This is a genomic window from Mycobacterium sp. PDNC021, from assembly GCF_048282635.1.
GTDB classification, from domain to species: Bacteria; Actinomycetota; Actinomycetes; order Mycobacteriales; family Mycobacteriaceae; genus Mycobacterium; species Mycobacterium llatzerense.
This window is the reverse complement of record NZ_CP182502.1, coordinates 32,602-53,705: the sequence shown is the minus strand read 5'-3', so window position 1 is coordinate 53,705 and position 21,104 is coordinate 32,602. Positions and strand designations below refer to the sequence as shown.

Genomic DNA, 21,104 nt, shown 5'->3' with positions numbered 1-21,104 from the left:
CTCGGTGGCCCCTAGCGGGCGCCGCCGCGCAGCCGGTCCACGGCGGCCCGGCCCGCACCGGCGGTCGTGTCCGCGCCCGGCAGTGAATCCGCGTCGATCGCGGCGGGTACCTCGGACTCGCCGCCCGTGGTCAGCTCGGTGTCCGCGGGCACGCCACGCTTGAGCAGCGCCAGCGCGATCGGGCCCAGGTCGATATGGTCCGCGACGGTGCCAAGGCGGCCGATCGTCCGGCCGCCGGCGAGCACCGGATCACCTGTCGCGGGACGGTCTTCGCCGCCGTCCAGGTGCAGCAGGACCAGCATGCGGGGCGGCTTGCCCAGATTGTGCACCCGCGCGACGGTCTCCTGGCCGCGGTAGCAGCCCTTGTCGAGATGCACGGCGCCGACGCCTGGCCCGCCGATCCAGCCGACCTCCTGCGGGATGGTCCGCTCGTCGGTGTCGACACCCAGCCGCGGCCGCAGCGCCGCCACCCGAAGAGCTTCGTAGGCCCACAGCCCGGCGGGCCGGACGCCCGCGTCCAGTAGCCGTTGCCGCCATGCCGGGACATCGGCCCGCGGCACCACCAGATCGATCTCCTGCGGCCCGACACGGCGTACGAAACCGCCGTCGGGCAGCGGGGCCGCGGTCCACTCGGCGTCCGGGGTCGGCAGGTCGAGTGCGTTGACGGCAGGCCCGAGCAGCGACAGCACCGCGAGGTCGGCGGGATTCACCTCGACCTTGGACCAGAACACCATCTTGCGCAGGAAGTCGGCGAGCGGCTGCCCGCGCCACGACTCGGTGTCGAGGGTGGTGACGCCGCCGAGTTCGGTCTGCAACCAGTGGTCCTCGACGCGGCCCTGCAGGTCCAGGCTGAGGTTCTGCACGACGGACCCCTCCGGCAGGGCGCTGACGTGCTGGCTGGAGATGGTGTGCAGCCAAGTCTGTCGTTCGGGGCCGGTGAGTTCGATGGTCGCGCGATGGCCGCGGTCCACAATGATGGCGTCGACGGCTGCGCTGCGCTGCTCCCCGAGTGGGTCGCCGTAGTGCCAGACGGCGCCGGCGTCGGGTCCGGATTCGGGGGCGGGAACAGCGCTCATCCTTCGAGCCTAGTGAGTGCGGCCCCGACTAGCCTTTTGCCCATGACCCCGCCGCCGATCGTCGTCCCGGTCGAGGGCTGCCGGGCCTCGGTACGCGTCGACGATCCGGTGTTCTCCCGCGGTGACGGCGTCTTCGAAACGGCGTTGGTGGGTGGCGGCGTCGTCTTCCTGCTCGATGAGCATCTGGCGCGACTGACGGCGTCGGCCGTGCGGGCAGGCCTGCCGTGTCCCGATGCCGTCCGGTGGCGGGCGGCCGCGTCGGCCGCGGTCGGTCAGTGGCACGAAGCGGAGGCCGTGCTGCGGCTGGTGCTCGGACGCGGTGTCGACGGTGTGGTGGCCTTCGTGATGATCTCCGCGGTGCCGGATCGCGTCGCGGCGGCCCGCCGGGAGGGTGTGGCAGCGGTGACGCTGGTGCGGCCGTACTGGCCGCTGGCTGCTGCGAAATCGCTGTCCTATGCGGCGAATGTGGCCGCGCTGCGGCATGCCGAACTGGCCGGCGCGGGCGACGCGGTGTTCGTCGATGCCACGGGCGCGGTGCTCGAAGGGCTGCGGTCCGCGGTCGTGCTGGCGGTCTCCGGCTCCGGCGGCGAGCCGGTTCTGGTGACGCCGGATGCGTCGTCGATCCTGCCGTCGACGACGCAGCGCGCGCTCTTCGCGGCCGCTGAGGCGCGGGGCGTCGAGTGTGTGTACCGGCGGGTGGAGGTGTCGGATTTGCTTGCCGCACAAGGTGTTTGGCTGTTGTCGGCGATCACGCTGGCGGCGCGGGTGCATACCCTGGATGGGCGCGCGTTGGCGGCATCGCCGTTCGAGTCGGTGGTCGCCGAGCTGATCGACGGGCAGTTCTGAGTCCGAGAAAAATCGGTTGTCGGGGCTCGGACCTGGGAGTACGGTCGCACGTACACAGGGAAGGAGGTGGTCCGACAAATTGATTGAAACTTTGAGGACATGTGAGGTGGCTGCCCGCTAGTAGCGCCGGGTATTTCGTCCGAGCGCACTCGCGAAATCCCGCAGCCACCCGGCCCCCGAGCCTCCCGGTCTTGTCCAACCAGGAACCTTGGCTCGGGGGTCGCCTCATGTCCGGGAACAGCTGTGAACTGGCTGCGTCCAGATCGACGAAATGGTCGTGATCCGAGGGGTATCTGCAGCCATTTGGTCCATCTCGGGCGAGGGCGCCGCCGGAGGGTCAGCCGACGAAACGTGCCAGGCGCGCGGAGAGGTGCGGGGTCAGGCCGCCGTCGGCGTCGACGCGCTCTTCGACGTAGGCCAGGTCGCCGTTCTCGATGATCCCGTAGAGCCGCTTCGCGCCGCCGACCAGAACGCCCGACTTGCTGCGGGCCAGGGCATCGGTCGCCAGTTCCCAGGAGGACTGGTTCAGCGGGCCACCGTAGAACAGCTCGACGTAGCCGGCCGAATGCGCCAGCAGCAGCTCGATGGCCTGCGACTCGTCCTGTCCATGCGGATCGGTCGGGTCATTCACGAACCGCCAGTAGCCCGTCTCGCGCAGACCCGGACCGGCGTACTCGCCGTTCTCGTCGAGCCGCCACGAGCGGGCATCCCAGTTGAGGTAGTCGTTGCCGTTGTGCGACACGATGATCTGCTGGCCGAACCGGTAGTCGCCGGCGGCATCGCGGCCTTCGCCCTCGCCGCGCCAGACGCCGACCAGCGGCAGCAGGGCCAGCAGGGCGTCGTTGAAGTGCGCGCCTTCGCGCAGGTTGGCGGTATCGGCGGGCAGCGGCAGGTCGTCGAACCCGGGCACGTTGCGCGCGGCCGTGGCCTTGGCGCGATCGGCTGCCGCGGCGATGGCGCGGTCGCCGGAACTGGCCAGTGCGCCGAGCTCGGAGCTCGGATCGCCCGGGCCGTTTTCAGGGTCCGGGGCGGACGTCACAACTCGTCGGTGATCAGTCGGTACAGCGCGTAGAGCGCAAACCAGGTGATGGCCAGCGAGGCCACGACCAGCAGGATCTCGAAGAAAAGCACCACGGGGAGACAGATTACTCGCGATGCCGGTGTGACGTGCGCCGCACCGGTCCCTCAAATGCGACGAGCGGCCGCATCTGTACGTCCGGACAGGGAGTGTCGGGGTACAAACACGGCCGCTCGCGGCAAAAAGAGTTACGCGACCTTGACGTCGACCTCGTGGATACCGGCACCGGTCGGGGCCACCACGGCGTCGCCGTTGCCGACCTTGGACAGTGCACGCAGCGTCCAGGTGCCGGGGGCGGCGAAGAACCGGAAGTCACCGGTGGCCGACGCGACGACCTCGGCGGTGAACTCGTCGGTGCTGTCCAGCAGCCGCACGAACGCGCCACCGACCGGCTGGCCCGAGCCGTCGACGACGCGGCCGGTGATGACGGTTTCCTTCTCCAGATCAACGCTGGCCGGCAGCGTCAGGCCTTGCTTGGGTGCAGAGCACATATCAGTTTCCCAACTCGATCGGGGCACCCACCAGGGAGCCGTATTCGGTCCAACTGCCGTCGTAGTTCTTTACATTCCGGTGGCCGAGCAACTCCTGCAGCACGAACCAGGTGTGCGACGAGCGCTCACCGATGCGGCAGTAAGCGATGGTCTCCTTCTCGCCGTCGAGGCCGGCGTCGGCGTAGATCTTGGCCAGCTCCTCGTCGGACTTGAAGGTGCCGTCGTCGTTGGCGGCCCGGCTCCACGGCACGTTGATGGCGCTCGGCACGTGGCCGGGGCGCTGGCTCTGCTCCTGCGGGAGGTGAGCCGGAGCCAGAATCTTGCCGGAGAACTCGTCGGGGGAACGCACGTCGACCAGGTTCTTGGTGTTGATCGCGTCGATCACCTCGTCGCGGAACGCGCGGATGCTGTTGTCGATCGGCTTGGCCTCGTACGACGTGGCAGCGCGGACGGTCGCGTCCTTGACCAATGGGCGGTCGTCGAGCTCCCAGCGCTTGCGGCCGCCGTCGAGCAGCTTGACGTCGCCATGGCCGTACAGCTTGAAGTACCAGTAGGCGTAGGCCGCGAACCAGTTGTTGTTGCCGCCGTACAGGACGACGGTGTCGTCGTTGCTGATGCCCTTGTCGGACAACAGCTTCGAGAACTGCTGCTGGTCGACGAAGTCACGCTTGACCGAGTCCTGCAGATCATCGCGCCAGTCCAGCTTGACGGCGCCGGGGATGTGCCCCTCGTCGTCGTAGGCGCTGGTGTTCTCGTCGACCTCGACGAACACCACGCCGGCGGTGTCGAGGTTGTTCTCGGCCCATTCGGTCGAGACCAGGACGTCGGAACGTGCCATGTACGAATTCCTTTCGGTTGCTTTTGAGCTCTAGCGGGTCAGGTGGCGGGGATCGCCGTGCGGCGCAGTCGCGCCACCAGGGGGTAGATCTGGCAGCCCAGGCAGATGCCGAAGGCGGCGTTGAGGAATGCGGCGATCAGCGCGAAGGCTGTGGCACCCAGGCCGAGTGCGGTGATGCCCGTCGCGAAGCCGACGGTACCGGCGATGGCGAACAGCAGCCCGACGAGCTGGGCGAACTTCAGCGGCGCGACCGGTTCCTTCTCGGTCACCGGCGCCAGCCGCGGCGCGATGAAGGTGGCGAAGATGCGGCCGTACGGGTGCTTGCGCGGTCCGCCGACCGCACCGATCGCGAACACCACGGCCTGAATGCCGAGAATCACGGCTGCGGCGATCGGGCTCGCGGCCGAGACCAGCAGCGCAGCGATCAGCACGCCGGTGGTGACCCAGGCTGCGAAGCGGGGTCCACGCACGTCGACCTGCGGGGTTTCGATGGAATTGTCTGACATGGGAAAGCTCCTGTTGTTGGTAAACGGAGGCGGCCGCAGAGTTTGATTCGCGGCCCGCCGCGGAAAGCTCCTCGGAGCGCAACACGAAACGACGGCGCGACTCTCAGCAGCTACAACAACAACAGCAACAACCCGCAACGCGGCACAGATCAACTGCGCGACGCTTGGTGAGCAGGAGCTCGCGGGGGGACAACACGGCAGACAGCTTACCCAACGACGGGGTGCTCAAGCCAACAGCGGTAGCAGGGCATCCCGCAGGTCAGCGGATTTCGGGACCCCCGCGGTGCGGTACCGCTGCTGCCCCGAGGCGTCGAAGATGAACGTCGTCGGCAGTGAGAGCACCGACAGTCGTCGGGCCGCAACAGGATTGGCGTCCAGGTCGATCTCGACGTGCGCGACCCCGAGCTCGCCGCACACCTGGTCGACGACGCGGCGGACGGCCGCGCACGGTCCGCACCATGTTGCGCTGAAATGCACGACGGTCGGGCCGGTGGTGGACAGGCCGAGATCGGCGTTGTCGTTTTCGGCGGACGGTTCGGCCGGCGGGACTTCCCTCATCAGCCCGGCACGCAGGGTCAGCAGCCGGCCGACGATGTACGCGATCCCGAGGGCGGCGACCAGGACCGTCAGCACCAGAACGGTGGAGTTCATGACTGTCTGAACCCATCCAGGGGCACGGTTACTCCCGTTGTGATGCCTTCGATGATGACGTCGGAGCCGCGCGCGCCCTCGCTGGTCGGGGCCAGCCCGAACGGCAGCTTCATCCCCGGCATCGTGGTGGAGAAGGCGCGGAACACCGCGGCCTTCTTGTCGTCGGGCACCTGCCGCTCGGCGGTACCCGGGCCGGTGAGCACCTCGGTGGCCGTGAACACCAGGTTGGTGTGGTCGGCGCCGGTGATCGACAGATCCACCGCGACGCTGACGCGCTTGTCGAGGCCCGCTGCGGTCGGGGTGCCGGTGAACACCAGCCCGTGGCTGTTGGAGATGCCGGACTCAGTGGTGCCGCCGGTCGCATCGTCGGTCTCGTTCGGCGGGGCCTCCACCAGTAGATCCTTGATGCCCATGAAGCGGCCGACGTGGGTGGAGTCGATGATGATGCGGCTCTCCAGCTTGGACGCCGAGAGCTTGGCGTCGGGTCCGATCAGCCAGGACTTCGGCGACGAGACCATGTCGTACATGGTGGCTTCCAGCGACACCTTGCCGGCGACGGGATGTGAGACGCTGCCCGCCTTGATCTCCACCTCGTCGTACTCGCCGCGCACGGCCTGCGGTCCGAACGGGAACCCGAGGATCGCGACCCACGGATCGAAGTGCAGGTGCGCCGCGGTCCGGACGCTGCGGGCCATCCGGTATTCGGCGAAGATCGCGAACCCGAAATCGGTGCCGACGACCACGAGGATCAGCACGGCCACCGGGATCAGCAGCCGAGTCATCACCTTGCGCATCCGGACATTCTGGCGTACGCCCAGCCACGCAGTGCCGCGACCGGCCGTTCCAAGCCGCTAAATCGCAGGTGGCAAGCTATCGTTAGGTGATCTTGGCCGGTAACGGCCATGTGTCAGCCATGATTCTCCGGAGTCAAGCTGGATCGAACCGCGACAGCGTCGTCGCCGGGAACGGTCCGGTGCGGCTCCGGACGCACTGGAGGACCCGTTGGATCTTCTGCTATTGACCGTCGACCCGCACCCGGAGTCGGTACTTCCGGCGCTGGCGCTGTTGCCGCACAACGTGCGGCCGGCACCCACCGAGGTGTCGTCGTTGCTGGAAGCCGGCAACGCCGACGTGGCGATCGTCGACGCGCGCACCGATCTCGCGGCCGCCCGCGGACTCTGTCGTCTGCTGGGTAGCACCGGCGCATCCGTACCCGTCGTGGCGGTGGTCAACGAAGGCGGTCTGGTGGCCGTCAACATCGAGTGGGGTATCGACGAAATCCTGCTGCCCGGCACCGGGCCCGCCGAGATCGACGCCCGGCTGCGACTACTGGTGGGACGCCGCAACGGCGTCGCCGACCAGCAGAGCGCCGGCAAGATCACCCTCGGTGAGCTGGTCATCGACGAGGGCACCTACACAGCCCGGCTGCGTGGCAAGCCCCTTGACCTGACCTACAAGGAATTCGAGCTGCTGAAGTACCTGGCCCAGCACGCCGGCCGGGTGTTCACCCGCGCCCAGCTGCTCCAGGAGGTGTGGGGCTACGACTTCTTCGGCGGCACCCGCACCGTCGACGTGCACGTGCGGCGCCTGCGCGCCAAGCTCGGCCCTGACTACGAGTCGCTGATCGGGACCGTCCGCAACGTCGGCTACAAGGCCGTCCGGCCCGCGCGCGGCCGCACCAATGGTGCCGCTGAGGCGGTCGACGACGTCGAAGACGAGGACGACGCCGACGCCGTCGAAACCGGGCCTGATGCTCGCCAGACCCTGCCCGCCCAGTGACGGAACTGACCTGGCACACCGCGCTGAGCGCTGACCATCAGGCCGGCATCCGCGCACTCGTCGCGGCCGCGACTGCCGCCGACGGGGTGGCCCCGGTGGGGGACCAGGTGCTGCGGGAGCTGCCGTTGGACCGGACCCGGCATCTGCTGGCCCATGACTCCGGTGAGTTGGTCGGCTATCTGAACCTTGCGCCGGACATGGCCGAGGCCGTCGTCGCCGCCCCGGCGCGGCGCCGCGGGATCGGCAGCGACCTGATCCGCACGGGCCTGGCCGCCGGCGGTCCGGACACCCGAATCTGGGCGCACGGCAACCTCGATGCCGCGTGCGCCACCGCCTCGGCACTCGGCCTGACGGCGGTGCGCGAGCTGTGGCAGATGCGCCGCTCGTTGTCGGCGCTGCCGCCGCTCTCCGATGCGCCCGGGGTTCGGCTGACCACCTATCCCGGACCCGAGGTCGACACCGAACTGCTGCGCGTCAACAACGCCGCGTTCCATTGGCACCCCGAGCAGGGCGGCTGGACGCAGGCTGACGTGGACGAGCGCCGGGGTGAGTCGTGGTTCGACCCGGCGGGGTTGTTCCTGGCCTATGACGCCGCGGATCTCGCCGGGGAACGGTTGCTCGGCTTCCACTGGACGAAGATTCACCCAGGTTCCGGGCTCGGCGAGGTGTACGTCGTCGGGGTCGGCCCCGACGCGCAGGGCCGCGGGCTCGGTGCGTTGCTGACGCTGGCCGGGCTGAACTATCTGGCCGACCGCTTGGGAACCGACGGGACAGTACTGCTGTATGTCGAGGCAGACAACACTGCGGCGGTGAAGACGTATCAACGTCTCGGGTTCGAGCTGTACAGCGCCGATGTCGCGTACGCCGGAGCGTCGACCGTTAGCTGAAACGGCGAGTTGGCTGAAAAGTCGCTGACCGTGTTCACCCCGTGTTCATTCCGCATCAGGAATACGTCCACCACGGCCGCATACGTTGCGCGGGAGTCGGAAGCCGACCCTTGAAGCCGACCATCGGCCGACACCGAAAGAGGACCCGTGAAGTTCACCATCATCGGTAAAGCACTCGTCGTCACCGCAGCGGCCGCGTCGCTTGCCGTTGGCATGACCGCGTGTGGCAACGACAACAAGTCCAGCACCGCGTCGTCGACCTCCGGTTCCGCCGCGGAGTGCGGCGGCAAGAACGCGCTGACCGCCGAGGGCTCGACCGCGCAGCAGAACGCGATCGCCGAGTTCAACAAGGCCTGGGGCCAGGTCTGCTCGGGCAAGACCCTGTCCTACAACGGCACCGGCTCGGGCGCCGGCCGCCAGCAGTTCATCGCCAAGCAGGTGGACTTCGCCGGCTCCGACTCGGCGCTGGCCAAGGAGCAGGTCGAGAAGGCTGCCGAGCGCTGCGGCGGCAACCCGGCGTGGAACCTGCCGCTGGTCTTCGGCCCCGTCGCGATGGCCTACCACCTCGAAGGCGTGAGCAAGCTCGTCGTCAACGCCGACGTGCTGGCCAAGATCTTCCAGGGCGAGATCAAGAAGTGGAACGACCCGGCCATCGCCGCGCTGAACGCCGGCACCACCCTGCCGGACATCGACATCAAGCCGGTCTACCGCTCGGACTCGTCGGGTACCACCGACAACTTCCAGAAGTACCTGGCCGCCGCGGCTCCGGAGAGCTGGAAGAAGGGCGCAGGCAGCGAGTTCCAGGGCGGCGCCGGTGAAGGCGCGCAGAAGTCGGCCGGCGTCGTGCAGGCCGTGCAGGCCACCCCGGGTGCCATCGGCTACGTCGAGAAGAGCCCGGCCGCGGCCGCGGGCCTGCCGTTTGCGCAGATCGACACCGGTTCGGGCGCAGTCGAACTGACCGATGACAACGCCAAGAAGGCCATCGCCGCCGCCAAGTTCGCCAAGGACGGCAACGACCTGGCGCTGGACCTGAAGTCGCTGTACTCGACCAAGGAAGCCGGCGCCTACCCGCTGGTGCTGGCCACCTACGAGATCGTCTGCTCCAAGGGTTACGACGCCGACACCGCCGCTGCGGTCAAGTCGTTCCTGAAGGTGGCGGCCAACCAGGGCCAGGCCAACCTGTCGAAGGCGGGCTACATTCCGCTGCCCGACGCCTTCAAGGCGCGTCTGCTGCAGTCGGTTGACGCAATCGCTTAAGCAGCACTGGCGCTCCGGTTCCATCCCGGTGAGGATGGAACCGGAGCCCACGACCGTTAGGTTCCTGACAGGATGACAGTGACAACACCGAATCCAGCCGACGCGGGGTCGGGTGAGGCGCTCGCCGCACCCTTCCCGGAGCCGACGCCGGTGTCTCTCGACCCGCTGAAGGGCTCGAAAGTTCGCCTGGGCGACCGGATTTTCCGTCTGCTCGCCGAGGGCTCGGGCGTACTGATCGTCGCGCTCATCGCGGCCATCGGCGTCTTCCTGCTGTGGCGCGCGATCCCGGCGCTGGCCCGCAACAAGGAGAACTTCTTCACCTTCGGCGGCAACTGGGTCACCACCGACACGTCGGCGATGCACTTCGGCATCTTCGATCTGCTGCAGGTCACCGTCTTCGTGTCGGTGTTCGCGCTGCTGATCGCAATGCCCGTCGCCTTGGGTATCGCGATCTTCGTGACGCAGTACGCCCCTCGCAAGACGGCCGGTCCGCTGTCGTACATGGTGGACCTGCTGGCCGCGGTGCCATCGATCGTCTACGGCGTCTGGGGCCTGTACGTGCTGGCCCCGGTGATCAAGCCGTTTGCGTTGTGGCTCAACAAGGATCTGGGCTGGCTGTTCCTGTTCAAGACCGGCAACGCCTCGGTCGCCGGTGGCGGCACCATCTTCACCGCGGGCATCGTGCTCGCGGTGATGATCCTGCCGATCATCACCGCGGTTAGCCGCGAGGTCTTCACTCAGACGCCGCGTGGCCAGATCGAGGCCGCGCTGGCGCTGGGCGCCACCCGCTGGGAAGTCGTCCGCACCACGGTGCTGCCGTTCGGTCTGTCGGGCTACATCAGCGGTGCCATGCTCGGCCTGGGCCGCGCTCTCGGTGAGACCATCGCGCTGCTGATCATCCTGCGCGGTACCCAGACCCAGTTCAGCTGGACGCTGTTCGACGGCGGCTACACGTTCGCCAGCAAGATCGCCGCCACCGCAAGCGAATTCAACGACCAGTTCAAGGCCGGCGCCTACATCGCCGCCGGTCTGGTGCTGTTCATTCTCACCTTCGTGGTGAACTCCGCGGCACGCGCCGCGGTGGCCGGCAGGGGAGCGAAATGAACGCCAAGATGGCCGCGATGCTGGATCGGCCGGTCAAGCACCAGTCCTTCGAAGGGGTGGGCCTGCGCCGCAAGGTGGTCGACAAGCTGGCCACCGTGTTGGTCAGCATGTCGGTGCTGTTGGCGCTGATCCCGCTGGTGTGGGTGCTGTATTCCGTTGTCACCAAGGGTTATAAGGCCCTCACGTCGGCGGACTGGTTCACCAATTCGCAGTCCGGCATGACCGCGTTCGTGGAGGGCGGCGGTGTCTACCACGCGATCGTCGGCACCGTGCTGCAGGCTCTCGTATGCGCCGTCATCTCCATCCCGATCGGCGTGCTGGTCGCGGTGTATCTGGTCGAGTACGGCGGCGGCACCAAGCTGGGCAAGCTCACCACTTTCATGGTCGACATCCTCACCGGTGTTCCGTCGATCGTCGCCGCACTGTTCATCTACGCGCTGTGGGTGGCCACTCTCGGCTTCCAGCGCACCGGTTTCGCGGTGTCGCTGGCGTTGGTGCTGTTGATGATCCCGGTCATCGTGCGGTCCACCGAGGAGATGCTGCGCATCGTCCCGATGGATCTGCGTGAGGCCAGCTACGCACTGGGCATTCCCAAGTGGAAAACCATTGTGCGCATTGTCATTCCGACAGCGCTGTCGGGCATCCTCACGGGCGTCATGCTGTCCCTGGCTCGCGTCATGGGCGAGACGGCGCCGTTGCTGGTTCTGGTGGGCTACGCCCAAGCCATGAACTTCGACATGTTCGGCGGCTTCATGGGCTCGCTGCCCGGCATGATGTACGACCAGATCGGCGCCGGCGCGGGCGCCAACGAGGTCCCCACCGACCGGATGTGGGGAGCGGCACTGACCCTGGTGCTGCTGATCGCTCTGCTGAACGTGGCAGCGCGGTTGTGCGCCAAGTTCTTTGCCCCGAAAAAAGTTTGAGCAGGAGTGCGGGTTAATGGCCAAACGGCTTGATCTCAAGGATCTCAATATCTACTACGGCTCGTTCCACGCCGTGGCGTCCGTCTCGCTGTCGGTGGAGCCGCGCAGCGTCACCGCGTTCATCGGGCCGTCGGGCTGTGGCAAGTCCACGGTGCTGCGCACCCTGAACCGTATGCACGAGGTGATCCCGGGCGCACGCGCCACCGGATCGGTGCTGCTCGACGGTGACGACATCTACGCCGCGGGCGTGGACCCGGTCGGCGTCCGCAAGACCATCGGCATGGTGTTCCAGCGTCCGAACCCGTTCCCCACCATGTCCATTCGCGACAACGTGGTGGCCGGGCTGAAGCTGCAGGGTGTGCGCAACAAGAAAACGCTCGACGAGGTCGCCGAGCGGTCGCTCAAGGGTGCCAACCTGTGGAACGAGGTCAAGGACCGGCTCGAGAAGCCGGGCGGCGGCCTGTCCGGCGGCCAGCAGCAGCGGCTCTGCATCGCCCGCGCGATCGCCGTGCAGCCCGATGTGCTGCTGATGGACGAGCCCTGCTCGGCACTGGACCCGATCTCGACGCTCGCCATCGAGGACCTGATCTCAGAACTGAAGCAGGACTTCACCATTGTGATCGTCACGCACAACATGCAGCAGGCGGCGCGCGTGAGTGATCAGACGGCGTTCTTCAACCTCGAAGCCACCGGCAAGCCCGGCATGCTGGTCGAGATCGACGACACCGAGAAGATCTTCTCGAACCCGTCCAAGAAAGCCACCGAGGACTACATCTCCGGCCGCTTCGGGTAATCCCCGAGCAGACGTGAAAACTCCCAAATCCCGAGAGAGATTTGGGGGTTTTCGCGGGGGGACCCCCTGTGGGGGACTGCTTGCGAGCACATCCGTGGGTCCGACGTTGCGAACTCTTGTCGACGTCGGTGCACGATCAACAGCAGCGACGCGATAACTCAACGACGGTCTGGCCACAGAAGTACGTGGTTTCAATCACCGTGGAGGCGCGGCCGCCGTGATTGAACACAGGTACTTTTTCAGGCCATCCGAGGTCCCTGAGTTCAATCACCACCGGCACATTGCCATCGAGATTGAACTCGCGGACCTCTCCCGGGGTTCGGGACCGGAAATGACCCCTAGGGCGTGATGACGACGCGGGTGCCGGAGGGTTCCTTTGCCGCCCAGACGTTTTCGATGTCGGCCAGTGGGCGGGCGACGGTGGTCAGTTGCAACTCGCCGGCCGCGAGCATCGCGAACAATCGCGGCAAGCCTTCGGTGCGGGCGCGCAGCAGGGCCTCGGGCGGGACGCTGCCGATGCCCACGCCCTGCAGGGTAATTCCGGTGCTGCGCAACGTCGCAGCGTCGACACTGATACTCGCGCCGGTCATCGAGCCGACCTGGATGAAACGGGTGGCGTGGAAATGCGTCGACGAATGCGCGGCCGCCAGAGCCGCCAGGGTCTGCTGTGCGGGCGTGCCCCACAGGTAGTCGATGACGGCGTCGAACGGCCGCGCCGAGTGCTGGGCCACAACGCTTTCGGTGAGATCGTCGGTTCCGAGCGCGATGACGTCGTCGGCTCCGACGGTGCGGAGCCAGTCCAGCCGCTCGGGATTGCGGCCCGCGACCACGACGCGCCCCGCCCCGAACACGAACTTGGCCAACTGCACGGCCAGCGACCCCGTGACGCCCGTGGCGCCGAGGATCAGCACGTGGTCGCCGGGTTTGGTCTGGGCGGCGTAGTCCAGGCTCATCCATGCCGACATACCGGGATTGGGTACCGCGGCGGCCGTCACCGAGTCGACGTGCTCGGGCACCGGGACACCGCCGGCCGGGACGACGAGGGTGCGTTCGGCCATCAACCCGTACGGCGCCAGTGACCCGGTGTAGACCCGGGTGCCGTCGTCCAGGCGGGCGATGCCGTCCACTCCGGCGATGGCGGGCAGCTGAATTTCCTTGCTGCTGTAGTGCTTTCCCATGATCACCATGCGGCTGAGGTTGGTCAGCGCAGACGCCTCCACGGCGGCGACGACAGCGCCGTCGCGCGGCGGGGGTTCGGGGAAATCCAGATACCGGGGTTGCTGGCCCCACTCGTGCACGACCGCTGCCTTCATGTGTGCTCCTCGGCTCGGCATATAGTTTCTCCGGAAACTATATGCCGAGCGCCGCCCGGATGGCAAGATGGTTTCCGTGAAAACCAAGTCAGCGCTGATCACCGAGATCGGTGCGCTGGTCGGTGCGGTCGGGGATAAGTTCGACAACGACGAGGGCGATGCCGAGCGCGATTACCTCGCCGAACACTGCCCAGCGCGGCTGGAACGCACCGCGCGTGAACTACCCACACTCAGCATGCATCTGCTGGCGGTACTCGCCGACGGGCCGATCAGCGTGGTGGGCCTGGCAGCCCGCGCCGACCAACTCAAGGGCACGGTATCCAAGCATGTGCAGCGCCTTGTCGACGCCGGTCTGGTCACCCGCTCGCCGGTGCCGGGTAACCGCAAGGAGCTGCAGCTGACCCCCACGTCAGACGGGGAGCTGGTCATCGAGGTGCACCAGCGCATGCACGACGAAATGGATGCCGGCCGGCACGACTTCCTGTCGCGCTACACCGCTGCGGAACTGTCGGTGCTGGCGAAGATGCTGCAGGACCTGCTGGCCGCGGGCCGGGACGGCGTGCGGCTGGTACCTGCCGAGCAGTCGTAAAACTGTCATTTTCCGTGTGAAAACGACAGTTTTACGTCTGCTCGCGAGTGAAACCGAGGTGAAGACCTAGCGGATGGTGGGCAGGCCGTCGATATCGTCGGAGAAACGGCCGGTGACCTGGAAAATCACCCGGCGGGCGACCTCGACCGCGTGGTCGGCGAAGCGCTCGTAGAAGCGGCTGAGCAGCGTCACGTCGACGGCCGCGGTTACTCCGTGCTTCCATTCGCGATCCATCATCACGCTGAACAGATGACGGTGCAGGTCATCCATCGCGTCGTCTTCTTCTTGGATGCGGGCGGCGCGCTCCGGGTCCCGGGTGAGCAGCACCTCTTGTGCGGTGTTGCCCAATTCGACTGCCAGGCGGCCCATTTCGGCGAAGTAGCCGTTGACCTCCTCGGGCAGCGCGTGCTGTGGGTGGCGCCGGCGGGCGATCTTGGCGACGTGCAGCGCCAGCGCGCCCATGCGGTCGACGTCGGCGACGATCTGGATCGAGCCGACGACGGACCGCAGGTCACCGGCGACCGGCGACTGTAGAGCCAGCAGGACGAACGCCTGTTCTTCGGCGTGCGCGCTCATCGTGGCGATCTGTTCGTGGTCGGAGATGACCTGCTCGGCCAGCACCAGGTCGGCCTGCAGCAGGGCCTGGGTCGCGCGCTCCATGGCAACACCGGCCAGTCCGCACATCTCGCCTAGGCGGTTGGTAAGGCTATCGAGTTGCTCGTGGTACGCGGTACGCATGGGCTCCAGCCTACTTTCTGGCCCTTGGACATGCCGTGATCTGGCAATGAACGCCCGGTGAATGGGATTGGTCAGGTGCTATTTGCAGCTGGTGTCGGCCGCATTGGTGATGCTGAGGTCCTCCGGCAGCTTGGTGGGCTCGCCGGAGAGGCTGCCGTGGGTGACCCGCATCTGGGCCGCCGAGCCGCTGGTTGTCGGGGTGCCCACCGAGGTGAAATCGGTCCCGAGCACCACGCGCACCACGTCTCCCAGGCCCGATACCCGCTCGACATGGGCGTTGGGCAACGATGACGCCACCGTCGCGGCGGCCTGCTCGTGGCCCGCGGAGAAGAACACCGTCGTCGACGTCACCTGGCCCTGGTAGTCGTCCGGGGAGGTGACGGTGAAGCCGTGCTGCTCGAGTTCCTTGGTCGCGGTTGCGGCCAAGCCGTCCTGGCCGGTCGAGTTGGACACCCGGACCGTGACCTGGCTCGGATCGGTCGTCGTGGTGTCGACCTGTTCGGCGTCCGAGTTGGCTGACGTGGTGCTCGGCGCGGCCGACGTGCTGGGCACCGGGGTGCTGTCGGCGTTGCGTTCCTCGGGCAGCGGGTCGTCGTCGATGATCGCGTCGAACAGCGCGCGCATGTCGTCGACCCTTGGTGGTTCGTTGCCTTCGGAGTCGGTGACGCCGGTGGGCACCGTGACGAAGGTGACGCGGCCCGCGCTGACGCCCTGGATGGACTGGCCCAGCTGAACGAGATCCTTGGTGGTGACGTTGTCGACCGAGGAGTCGTCGATGAACAGGTTGACGACGTTGTTGAGCTTGCCGAGGTTGAAGAAGGTGTCCTTGGAGATCATGGACCGCAGCAGTGAGGACAGGAACATCTGCTGGCGCTTGATCCGGCCGTAGTCGCCGTTGACCTCGGTGGTCACCTGGCGGGCTCGCACGTACTGCAGCGCGGTATGACCGTCGATGACCTGGCGGCCGGAGTGGTCCAGCACGGTGCCCAGCTCGTAGTCCTCGAGGGGTGTGGGGCTACAGACTTCGACGCCGCCGACCGCGTCGACGAGTTTGGAGAAGCCGGCGAAATCGACTGCCATGAAACGGTTTACCGACAGCCCGGAGAGCTTCTGGATCACCTTGACCAGGCACTTGGGGCCACCGAACGAGTAGGCCGAATTCAGCTTGGTCTCGGTGTAAACCTGGTCGGACCCATAGCTTTTGGTGTCTTCGTCGTAGATGGGCCCGTAGGCGCCGGTCTTCGGATCCCAGGCTTCGCACAGCGTCGACTTGATGGCCAGGTCGCGCGGGAACGACACCGCCACAACACGTTTGCGGTTCGCCGGGATGTTCACCAGCATGATCGTGTCGGAGCGCGCGCCACCCGCCTCTTCGGTGGTACCGGCACCCATGTCGGCGTTCTGGCCGTAGCGGCTGTCCACGCCGACGATCAGGAAGTTCTCGTCGCCGAACTGCGCGTTGGGGTCGACGATGTCGCGGGAGTTGAGGTCCAGCGCCGAGACCCGGTTCATGCTGTTGTTCTTGATGTTCTGCCACTGCCAGGCAGCACCGGTCATCGACAGCGCGATGACGGCGGCCAGCGCGACGATGATTCGGCCTGCGATCGCGAACCGATGGCGGGTGTGGTGATCGACGGGCGGGGGAGCGTCGGCATGCGTCGGCCGCTCCGGATGGTCGCGCTCCGGATGGTCGATGTAGTTCCGCACGTCGGTGCGCACCACGGCGCGCGGCCGCTCGGGCAGCTCGACCGGGTCGGCCAACGGCACCAACGCGCCGAAAACTTCCGTGGCGGGGTCCGATTCGGGCTGACGGCGAGTGGGGCGCACAGGCACCTCGGCCGCCGGCGCCGGGCTGACGGGCTCGGGCTTCGGTGCGGGACGCGGCGGGGGTACCGGCTTCGGGGCAGGCTGGCGCGGCACCGGTGTCTTGGGTGGCGACGGCGCCGGGGGTGGCGCCTCGATGCTGGCCTGCGCCGGTGGCACTGAGCCACCCGAGAGTCGCGCGATGAGTTCGGCGACCGTGACGCCACCGCTGCCGTGGCTGCCGGTGACCTCGTCGTCCGGTTGATCCGGCAGGTGACCGGCCCGTTCCCACGGCGCCCGGACCGGCCCCGAGGCCCGCGTCGTGCGCGTTACCCAAGGGTTGTCGCCGGCAGCATCGCCGTCACCCTCACCGGGGGTGGTCCGGTCGCGGTCGCTCACGTCTACCCGCCGGAGTTGACCAGGTCGGCGCCGAACGGCACCGTGCAGTCGTCGGGATCGTCGAGCCAGCCTTCGGGCAGCACCACCGAACCCGGTGAGCCCTGCCGGCCACGTGGGCCTTCGGCGCAGTTCGGGAACGGTACATCCGAATCGAGTTGGGTGAGGAGCTCATCCAGCTCGGCCTGGGTCTTGACCAGAGCCAGTGCGCGGCGCAGGTCGGTGCCGGCGGGCAGGCCGTGCAGGTACCAGGCGACGTGCTTGCGGATGTCGCGCATGCCTTTGTCCTCGCCGAAATGATCGGCGAGGAGCTGGCCATGGCGGCGAATGATGTTCGCGATCTCGCCGAGGGTAGGCGGAGTGGGGCGAGGCTGCCCGTTGAATGCCGCCGACAATTCGGCGAACAGCCAGGGCCGGCCCAGGCAACCGCGGCCGATGACGACGCCGTCGCACCCGGTCTCGGCCATCATCCGCAGTGCATCGTCGGCGTCGAAGATGTCGCCGTTGCCGAGCACAGGAATACCGGTGACGTGGGCTTTCAGGGCCGCGATCTGGTCCCAGTCGGCTGTGCCTGAGTAGCGCTGCGACGCGGTGCGGGCGTGCAGCGCGACGGCCGCGGCACCCTCCTCGGCGGCGATCCGGCCGGCATCGAGGTGGGTGTGGTGGGCGTCGTCGATCCCGACCCGGAACTTCACGGTGACCGGGATGTCGGTGCCGGCCGTGGCGGCGACTGCCGCTCCTACGATCTGGCCGAACAGCTTGCGCTTGTAGGGCAGGGCCGAACCACCGCCGCGCCGGGTGACCTTGGGCACCGGGCAGCCGAAGTTCATGTCGATGTGGTCGGCCATGTTCTCGTCGACGATCATCTTGGCGGCCGCGTAGGTGGTGGCCGGGTCGACGGTGTAGAGCTGCAGCGAGCGGGGTGATTCCTCGGGCGCGAACGTCGTCATGTGCAGCGTCGAGGCGTTCCGCTCGACCAGCGCACGCGCGGTGACCATCTCGCAGACGTACAGGCCACTCACGGTGCCCACGCGGGCCAGCTCCTGCTCGCGGCACAGGGTGCGGAAGGCGACGTTCGTGACACCCGCCATGGGGGCGAGCACGACCGGGGAGCGCAACGAGATCGGCCCGATCCGAAGGGATCGGGCCGAAGGCGCCGCGTCTAGCGGTGGACTTACGACGTTGATGACGACACCAAAAGGTTCTTCATCGCCTTCTTCTCGGCGACCTTGCGCTCGCGCTCCAGACGGCGTTGCTTGGCGACCTCGAACTTCTCGCAGGTGTCCTCGAGCTCCTCGATCAGCTTGCCCAGGTCGTCGCGCAGCCGGGCGCCCTCACCGGTGAAGTCCTCGCGCTCGAAGATCCGCCACTTCTTCAGGATCGGCATCACCACGTCATCGAGGTGGATCCGCGGGTCGTAGACGCCACCGACGGCGATGACGACGGCCTTGCGGCGGAAGTCGGGCACGGTGTAACCGGGCATCCTGAAGTTGCGCAGCACCCGGTGCAGCGCCTCCATCGCTTGGTTCGGCGCGATGTCCAGGCCCGCGGCGGAGATGTCGCGGTAGAAGATCATGTGCAGGTTCTCGTCACCCGAGATGCGCTGCAGCAGCTGGTCGGCGACCGGGTCGTTGCACGCCTTGCCGGTGTTGCGGTGCGAGACGCGGGTGGCCAGCTCCTGGAACGACACGTAGATGACCGACTCGAACAGCTTGTCGGCGAACAGGTCGCCCTGGCCGTTCTGACCGGGGGAGAAGCCGCGGGTGACCTGCTCGACGCGCAGTTCCTCCAGCTCGACCGGGTCGCAGTTGCGGGTGACCACGAGGTAGTCGCGCAGGGCGATGCCGTGCCGGTTCTCCTCGGCGGTCCAGCGGTTGACCCAGAAGCCCCAGGGGCCGTCCATGCCCATGTTCATCGCGATCTCGCGGTGGTAGGACGGCAGGTTGTCCTCGGTCAGCAGGTTCTGCACCATGGCGGTCTGGGCGACCTCGGACAGCTTGGACTGCTCCGGGTCCCAGTCCTGGCCGCCGAGGGCGTAGTAGTTCTTGCCCTCTTTCCACGGGATGTAGTCGTGGGGGTTCCAGTCTTTCCGCATGCTCATGTGCCGGTCGATGAGCGTCCCGACGACCGGTTCGAGCTCATGAAGGAGCTGCAGGTCGGTCATTTCCGCTGTCATCGCGCCTCCCGATGTATCTGTACCTGTTGGTAGCAGTCAGAGTATCTGTGTCGGGTAGTGACATCAAGTTGCTGTGACGCATGTCGGACTCGTGAATCTGAACTGTTATCTCGGGAATTGCTTGTCTTACTGGCGTGACGGGACCCGGCTGAGCAACATGTCGACGCAATAATCGACGAATTGCTCCCGGGTGACGGGCAGCTTCCCGCCCAGATATCCGGTAAACAGCGCGGTGAGGGCGCCGATCAGGCTGGTCGCTTCCAAGGTTCGGCGGGCGGGGTCGCCATCGGGGAACATCTTGTGCTGCACCAGTTCGATGAAGCTCGGCATCCAGTCGGCGCCCGACCTGGTCAGCACCGGTTCCTGGGCCGGCGCGATCAGCAGCACCCGGCCGCGGGTCGGGTCGTCGACCATCATCGTGACGAACCGCTCGACAGCGTCGCGGGCGCTTTGTGACGTGGTCAGCGCCGCCATGGCGGTCGTGCACACCTCGTCGTAGACGGCGCGGACGAAATCGTCACGGTCGGTGAAGCTTTCGTAGAAATAGCGTTCGGTGAGGCCGGCGGTCCGGCACACCGCGCGGACGGTCGCCGCCGGGCCGGCGGCATGGCCGAGCGCGGCGATGCCGGCGTCGATGAGCGCCTCGCGGCGCCGTGTCGGGCGGTCCGCCAGTGGGACGGTGGACCAGCGGCCCTGTCGTTGACCGGAAGGCACGTGACTCCTAGGCTATGGCTGACAACGCGTGTAGTCAGGATACCCGCTGACATCCAGGAAAGAATGCCGGTGACCCAAAATACTTCCGACGTATGCCCCGTGACCAGCGACTCTGCCCCTGTGTCACCCGGTTGTCCGGTTGCGCCCGGCAGCTACGACGCCGTGCCCCTCGGGCCGGACTCGTTGACCTGGAAGTACTTCGGCCAATGGACCGGGCTGTTTCAGGGCACCTGGGCCGGCTCGATGCAGAACATGCACCCGCAGTTGGGCGCCGCTGTCGAGGAGCACTCGATCTTCTTCATCGAACGGATGCCGCGGTTGTTCCGGTCGATCTATCCGATCGGCGGCGTGGTGTTCGACGGGTACCGCGCGCCGCAGACCGGCGCCGAGGTCCGCGACTACCACGTCGGCATCAAAGGGGTGGACAAGCAGGGGCGGCGCTACAGCGCACTGAATCCCGACGTCTTCTACTGGGCGCACGCGACGTTCTTCAAGTCGACGCTGCTGGCGGCCGAGAAGTTCGGTGGCGGTATCACCGAGGCCGACAAGCGGCAGCTGTTCGATGAACATGTCACCTGGTATCGCATGTACGGCATGAGCATGCGGCCGGTGCCGAAGAGCTGGGAGGAATTCCAGGAGTACTGGGACCACATGTGCCGCAATGTGCTGGAGAAGAACTGGGCCGCGACGACGGTGATGGATTTGTCGACGATGCCCAAACATCCTTCGCTGCAATGGGTTCCGGATCGGCTGTGGAAGCTGAACCTGTCGGTGATGCAGCGGTTCCTGACCTTCATGACGGTGGCGCTGTATGACGAGCCGGTGCGCGAGTTGATGGGGTACACCTGGTCGCCCCGGCAGCAGCGGCTGCATGACCGGCTGTGCACGGTGATCACGCTGGCCGCCAAGTACGGCCCCAAGCGGGCGCTGATGCATCCGCGTAAGCGCTCGGCGGTGGATCGGGCGTCGGGCCGGCTGCCGGTCGACGCGCCGCTGGTGCAGACGCCCGCGCGCAATCTGCCGCCGGTCGAATACCGCGACAGCCCCAACTTCTACTGCCCGAAGATCGACTGAGACCTGCCGGCATCGCAGCTCGAGGGGTCTGCGATGCCGATGCGGCGACTACCGGAGCGATCGCCGCGCAAT

At 67.1% G+C, this 21,104-nt stretch carries 23 protein-coding genes; 9 read left to right on the top strand and 14 right to left on the bottom strand.

The genetic code is table 11. The annotated features are described in order from the left end of the window. Positions 1-11: 11 nt before the first annotated feature. Entirely contained in the window at positions 12-1,076 is a 1,065-nt protein-coding gene (locus ACNO8X_RS00320) for a YgfZ/GcvT domain-containing protein (protein ID WP_418003661.1), read from the bottom strand. 42 nt (positions 1,077-1,118) lie between these two features. Between ACNO8X_RS00320 and ACNO8X_RS00315 the strand changes: the two genes are divergently transcribed. Then, complete coding sequence (locus ACNO8X_RS00315; RefSeq protein WP_418003660.1) at positions 1,119-1,922, top strand: aminotransferase class IV; 804 nt, start codon at positions 1,119-1,121, stop codon at positions 1,920-1,922. 337 nt (positions 1,923-2,259) lie between these two features. Here the strand turns inward: ACNO8X_RS00315 and ACNO8X_RS00310 are convergent, their stop codons facing one another. The 7 genes from ACNO8X_RS00310 to lmeA all read right to left on the bottom strand — a co-directional run bounded on the left by ACNO8X_RS00310 (position 2,260) and on the right by lmeA (position 6,280). Then, positions 2,260-2,901, bottom strand: a complete 642-nt coding sequence (locus tag ACNO8X_RS00310) for an FABP family protein (protein WP_260937930.1) — start codon at positions 2,899-2,901, stop codon at positions 2,260-2,262. Between the two features lie 287 nt (positions 2,902-3,188). Then, positions 3,189-3,491: a DUF1416 domain-containing protein gene (locus ACNO8X_RS00305; protein ID WP_020098804.1), complete on the bottom strand. Its 303-nt coding sequence runs from the start codon at positions 3,489-3,491 to the stop codon at positions 3,189-3,191. Position 3,492: 1 nt separating this feature from the next. Then, the gene (locus ACNO8X_RS00300; protein ID WP_043390397.1) at positions 3,493-4,329 is read right to left on the bottom strand and encodes a sulfurtransferase; all 837 of its coding nucleotides are present in this window, start codon (positions 4,327-4,329) and stop codon (positions 3,493-3,495) included. A 38-nt stretch (positions 4,330-4,367) separates the two neighbouring features. Next, the gene (locus tag ACNO8X_RS00295) at positions 4,368-4,835 is read right to left on the bottom strand and encodes a DUF4395 domain-containing protein (protein ID WP_043390400.1); all 468 of its coding nucleotides are present in this window, start codon (positions 4,833-4,835) and stop codon (positions 4,368-4,370) included. Between the two features lie 103 nt (positions 4,836-4,938). Next, on the bottom strand, positions 4,939-5,031 hold the full coding sequence (locus ACNO8X_RS00290) for an Ms5788A family Cys-rich leader peptide (protein ID WP_366663813.1): 93 nt from the start codon (positions 5,029-5,031) through the stop codon (positions 4,939-4,941). A gap of 29 nt (positions 5,032-5,060) precedes the next feature. Continuing rightward, the gene (locus tag ACNO8X_RS00285; RefSeq protein WP_418003659.1) at positions 5,061-5,486 is read right to left on the bottom strand and encodes a thioredoxin family protein; all 426 of its coding nucleotides are present in this window, start codon (positions 5,484-5,486) and stop codon (positions 5,061-5,063) included. Next, positions 5,483-6,280 (bottom strand): mannan chain length control protein LmeA, encoded by a 798-nt coding sequence (lmeA, locus tag ACNO8X_RS00280; protein WP_418003658.1) that lies wholly within the window; start codon positions 6,278-6,280, stop codon positions 5,483-5,485. The genes ACNO8X_RS00285 and lmeA overlap by 4 nt, the downstream gene beginning before the upstream one ends. Positions 6,281-6,488: 208 nt before the next feature. On the opposite strand from lmeA, the gene ACNO8X_RS00275 reads away from it, so the two are divergent. The 6 genes from ACNO8X_RS00275 (at position 6,489) to pstB (ending at position 12,229) form a co-directional block, all read left to right on the top strand. Next, on the top strand, positions 6,489-7,265 hold the full coding sequence (locus ACNO8X_RS00275) for a winged helix-turn-helix transcriptional regulator (RefSeq protein ID WP_418003657.1): 777 nt from the start codon (positions 6,489-6,491) through the stop codon (positions 7,263-7,265). Beyond that, positions 7,262-8,152 carry a mycothiol synthase gene (mshD, locus tag ACNO8X_RS00270; protein WP_418003656.1) on the top strand — a complete coding sequence of 297 codons (891 nt, stop codon included), beginning with the start codon at positions 7,262-7,264 and terminating at the stop codon, positions 8,150-8,152. The genes ACNO8X_RS00275 and mshD overlap by 4 nt, the downstream gene beginning before the upstream one ends. A gap of 147 nt (positions 8,153-8,299) precedes the next feature. Further along, positions 8,300-9,409, top strand: a complete 1,110-nt coding sequence (gene pstS / locus ACNO8X_RS00265; protein ID WP_418003655.1) for a phosphate ABC transporter substrate-binding protein PstS — start codon at positions 8,300-8,302, stop codon at positions 9,407-9,409. A 72-nt stretch (positions 9,410-9,481) separates the two neighbouring features. Then, positions 9,482-10,513: a phosphate ABC transporter permease subunit PstC gene (gene pstC, locus ACNO8X_RS00260; RefSeq protein WP_418003654.1), complete on the top strand. Its 1,032-nt coding sequence runs from the start codon at positions 9,482-9,484 to the stop codon at positions 10,511-10,513. A gap of 8 nt (positions 10,514-10,521) precedes the next feature. Further along, positions 10,522-11,436 carry a phosphate ABC transporter permease PstA gene (gene pstA / locus ACNO8X_RS00255; protein WP_418006061.1) on the top strand — a complete coding sequence of 305 codons (915 nt, stop codon included), beginning with the start codon at positions 10,522-10,524 and terminating at the stop codon, positions 11,434-11,436. 16 nt (positions 11,437-11,452) lie between these two features. Then, positions 11,453-12,229: a phosphate ABC transporter ATP-binding protein PstB gene (pstB, locus tag ACNO8X_RS00250; RefSeq protein ID WP_043987936.1), complete on the top strand. Its 777-nt coding sequence runs from the start codon at positions 11,453-11,455 to the stop codon at positions 12,227-12,229. Positions 12,230-12,567: 338 nt separating this feature from the next. Here pstB and ACNO8X_RS00245 read toward each other — a convergent pair whose 3' ends face one another. Next, the gene (locus tag ACNO8X_RS00245) at positions 12,568-13,542 is read right to left on the bottom strand and encodes a quinone oxidoreductase family protein (RefSeq protein WP_418003653.1); all 975 of its coding nucleotides are present in this window, start codon (positions 13,540-13,542) and stop codon (positions 12,568-12,570) included. A 76-nt stretch (positions 13,543-13,618) separates the two neighbouring features. On the opposite strand from ACNO8X_RS00245, the gene ACNO8X_RS00240 reads away from it, so the two are divergent. Continuing rightward, positions 13,619-14,131, top strand: a complete 513-nt coding sequence (locus ACNO8X_RS00240) for a MarR family transcriptional regulator (protein WP_418003652.1) — start codon at positions 13,619-13,621, stop codon at positions 14,129-14,131. Between the two features lie 66 nt (positions 14,132-14,197). On the opposite strand, the gene phoU is transcribed toward ACNO8X_RS00240, so the two are convergent. From phoU to ACNO8X_RS00215, 5 genes are all read right to left on the bottom strand, one after another. Further along, the gene (gene phoU, locus ACNO8X_RS00235; protein ID WP_418003651.1) at positions 14,198-14,869 is read right to left on the bottom strand and encodes a phosphate signaling complex protein PhoU; all 672 of its coding nucleotides are present in this window, start codon (positions 14,867-14,869) and stop codon (positions 14,198-14,200) included. A 78-nt stretch (positions 14,870-14,947) separates the two neighbouring features. Further along, positions 14,948-17,071, bottom strand: coding sequence for an LCP family protein (locus ACNO8X_RS00230; RefSeq protein WP_418003650.1), 2,124 nt, complete (start codon positions 17,069-17,071; stop codon positions 14,948-14,950). A gap of 2 nt (positions 17,072-17,073) precedes the next feature. Then, complete coding sequence (gene dusB, locus ACNO8X_RS00225; RefSeq protein WP_418006060.1) at positions 17,074-18,255, bottom strand: tRNA dihydrouridine synthase DusB; 1,182 nt, start codon at positions 18,253-18,255, stop codon at positions 17,074-17,076. After that, positions 18,243-19,244 carry an acyl-ACP desaturase gene (locus tag ACNO8X_RS00220; protein ID WP_043390432.1) on the bottom strand — a complete coding sequence of 334 codons (1,002 nt, stop codon included), beginning with the start codon at positions 19,242-19,244 and terminating at the stop codon, positions 18,243-18,245. The genes dusB and ACNO8X_RS00220 overlap by 13 nt, the downstream gene beginning before the upstream one ends. Positions 19,245-19,370: 126 nt before the next feature. Further along, positions 19,371-19,958: a TetR/AcrR family transcriptional regulator gene (locus ACNO8X_RS00215; protein ID WP_418003649.1), complete on the bottom strand. Its 588-nt coding sequence runs from the start codon at positions 19,956-19,958 to the stop codon at positions 19,371-19,373. A gap of 63 nt (positions 19,959-20,021) precedes the next feature. Between ACNO8X_RS00215 and ACNO8X_RS00210 the strand changes: the two genes are divergently transcribed. Beyond that, entirely contained in the window at positions 20,022-21,032 is a 1,011-nt protein-coding gene (locus ACNO8X_RS00210; RefSeq protein WP_418003648.1) for an oxygenase MpaB family protein, read from the top strand. Positions 21,033-21,104: the final 72 nt, after the last annotated feature.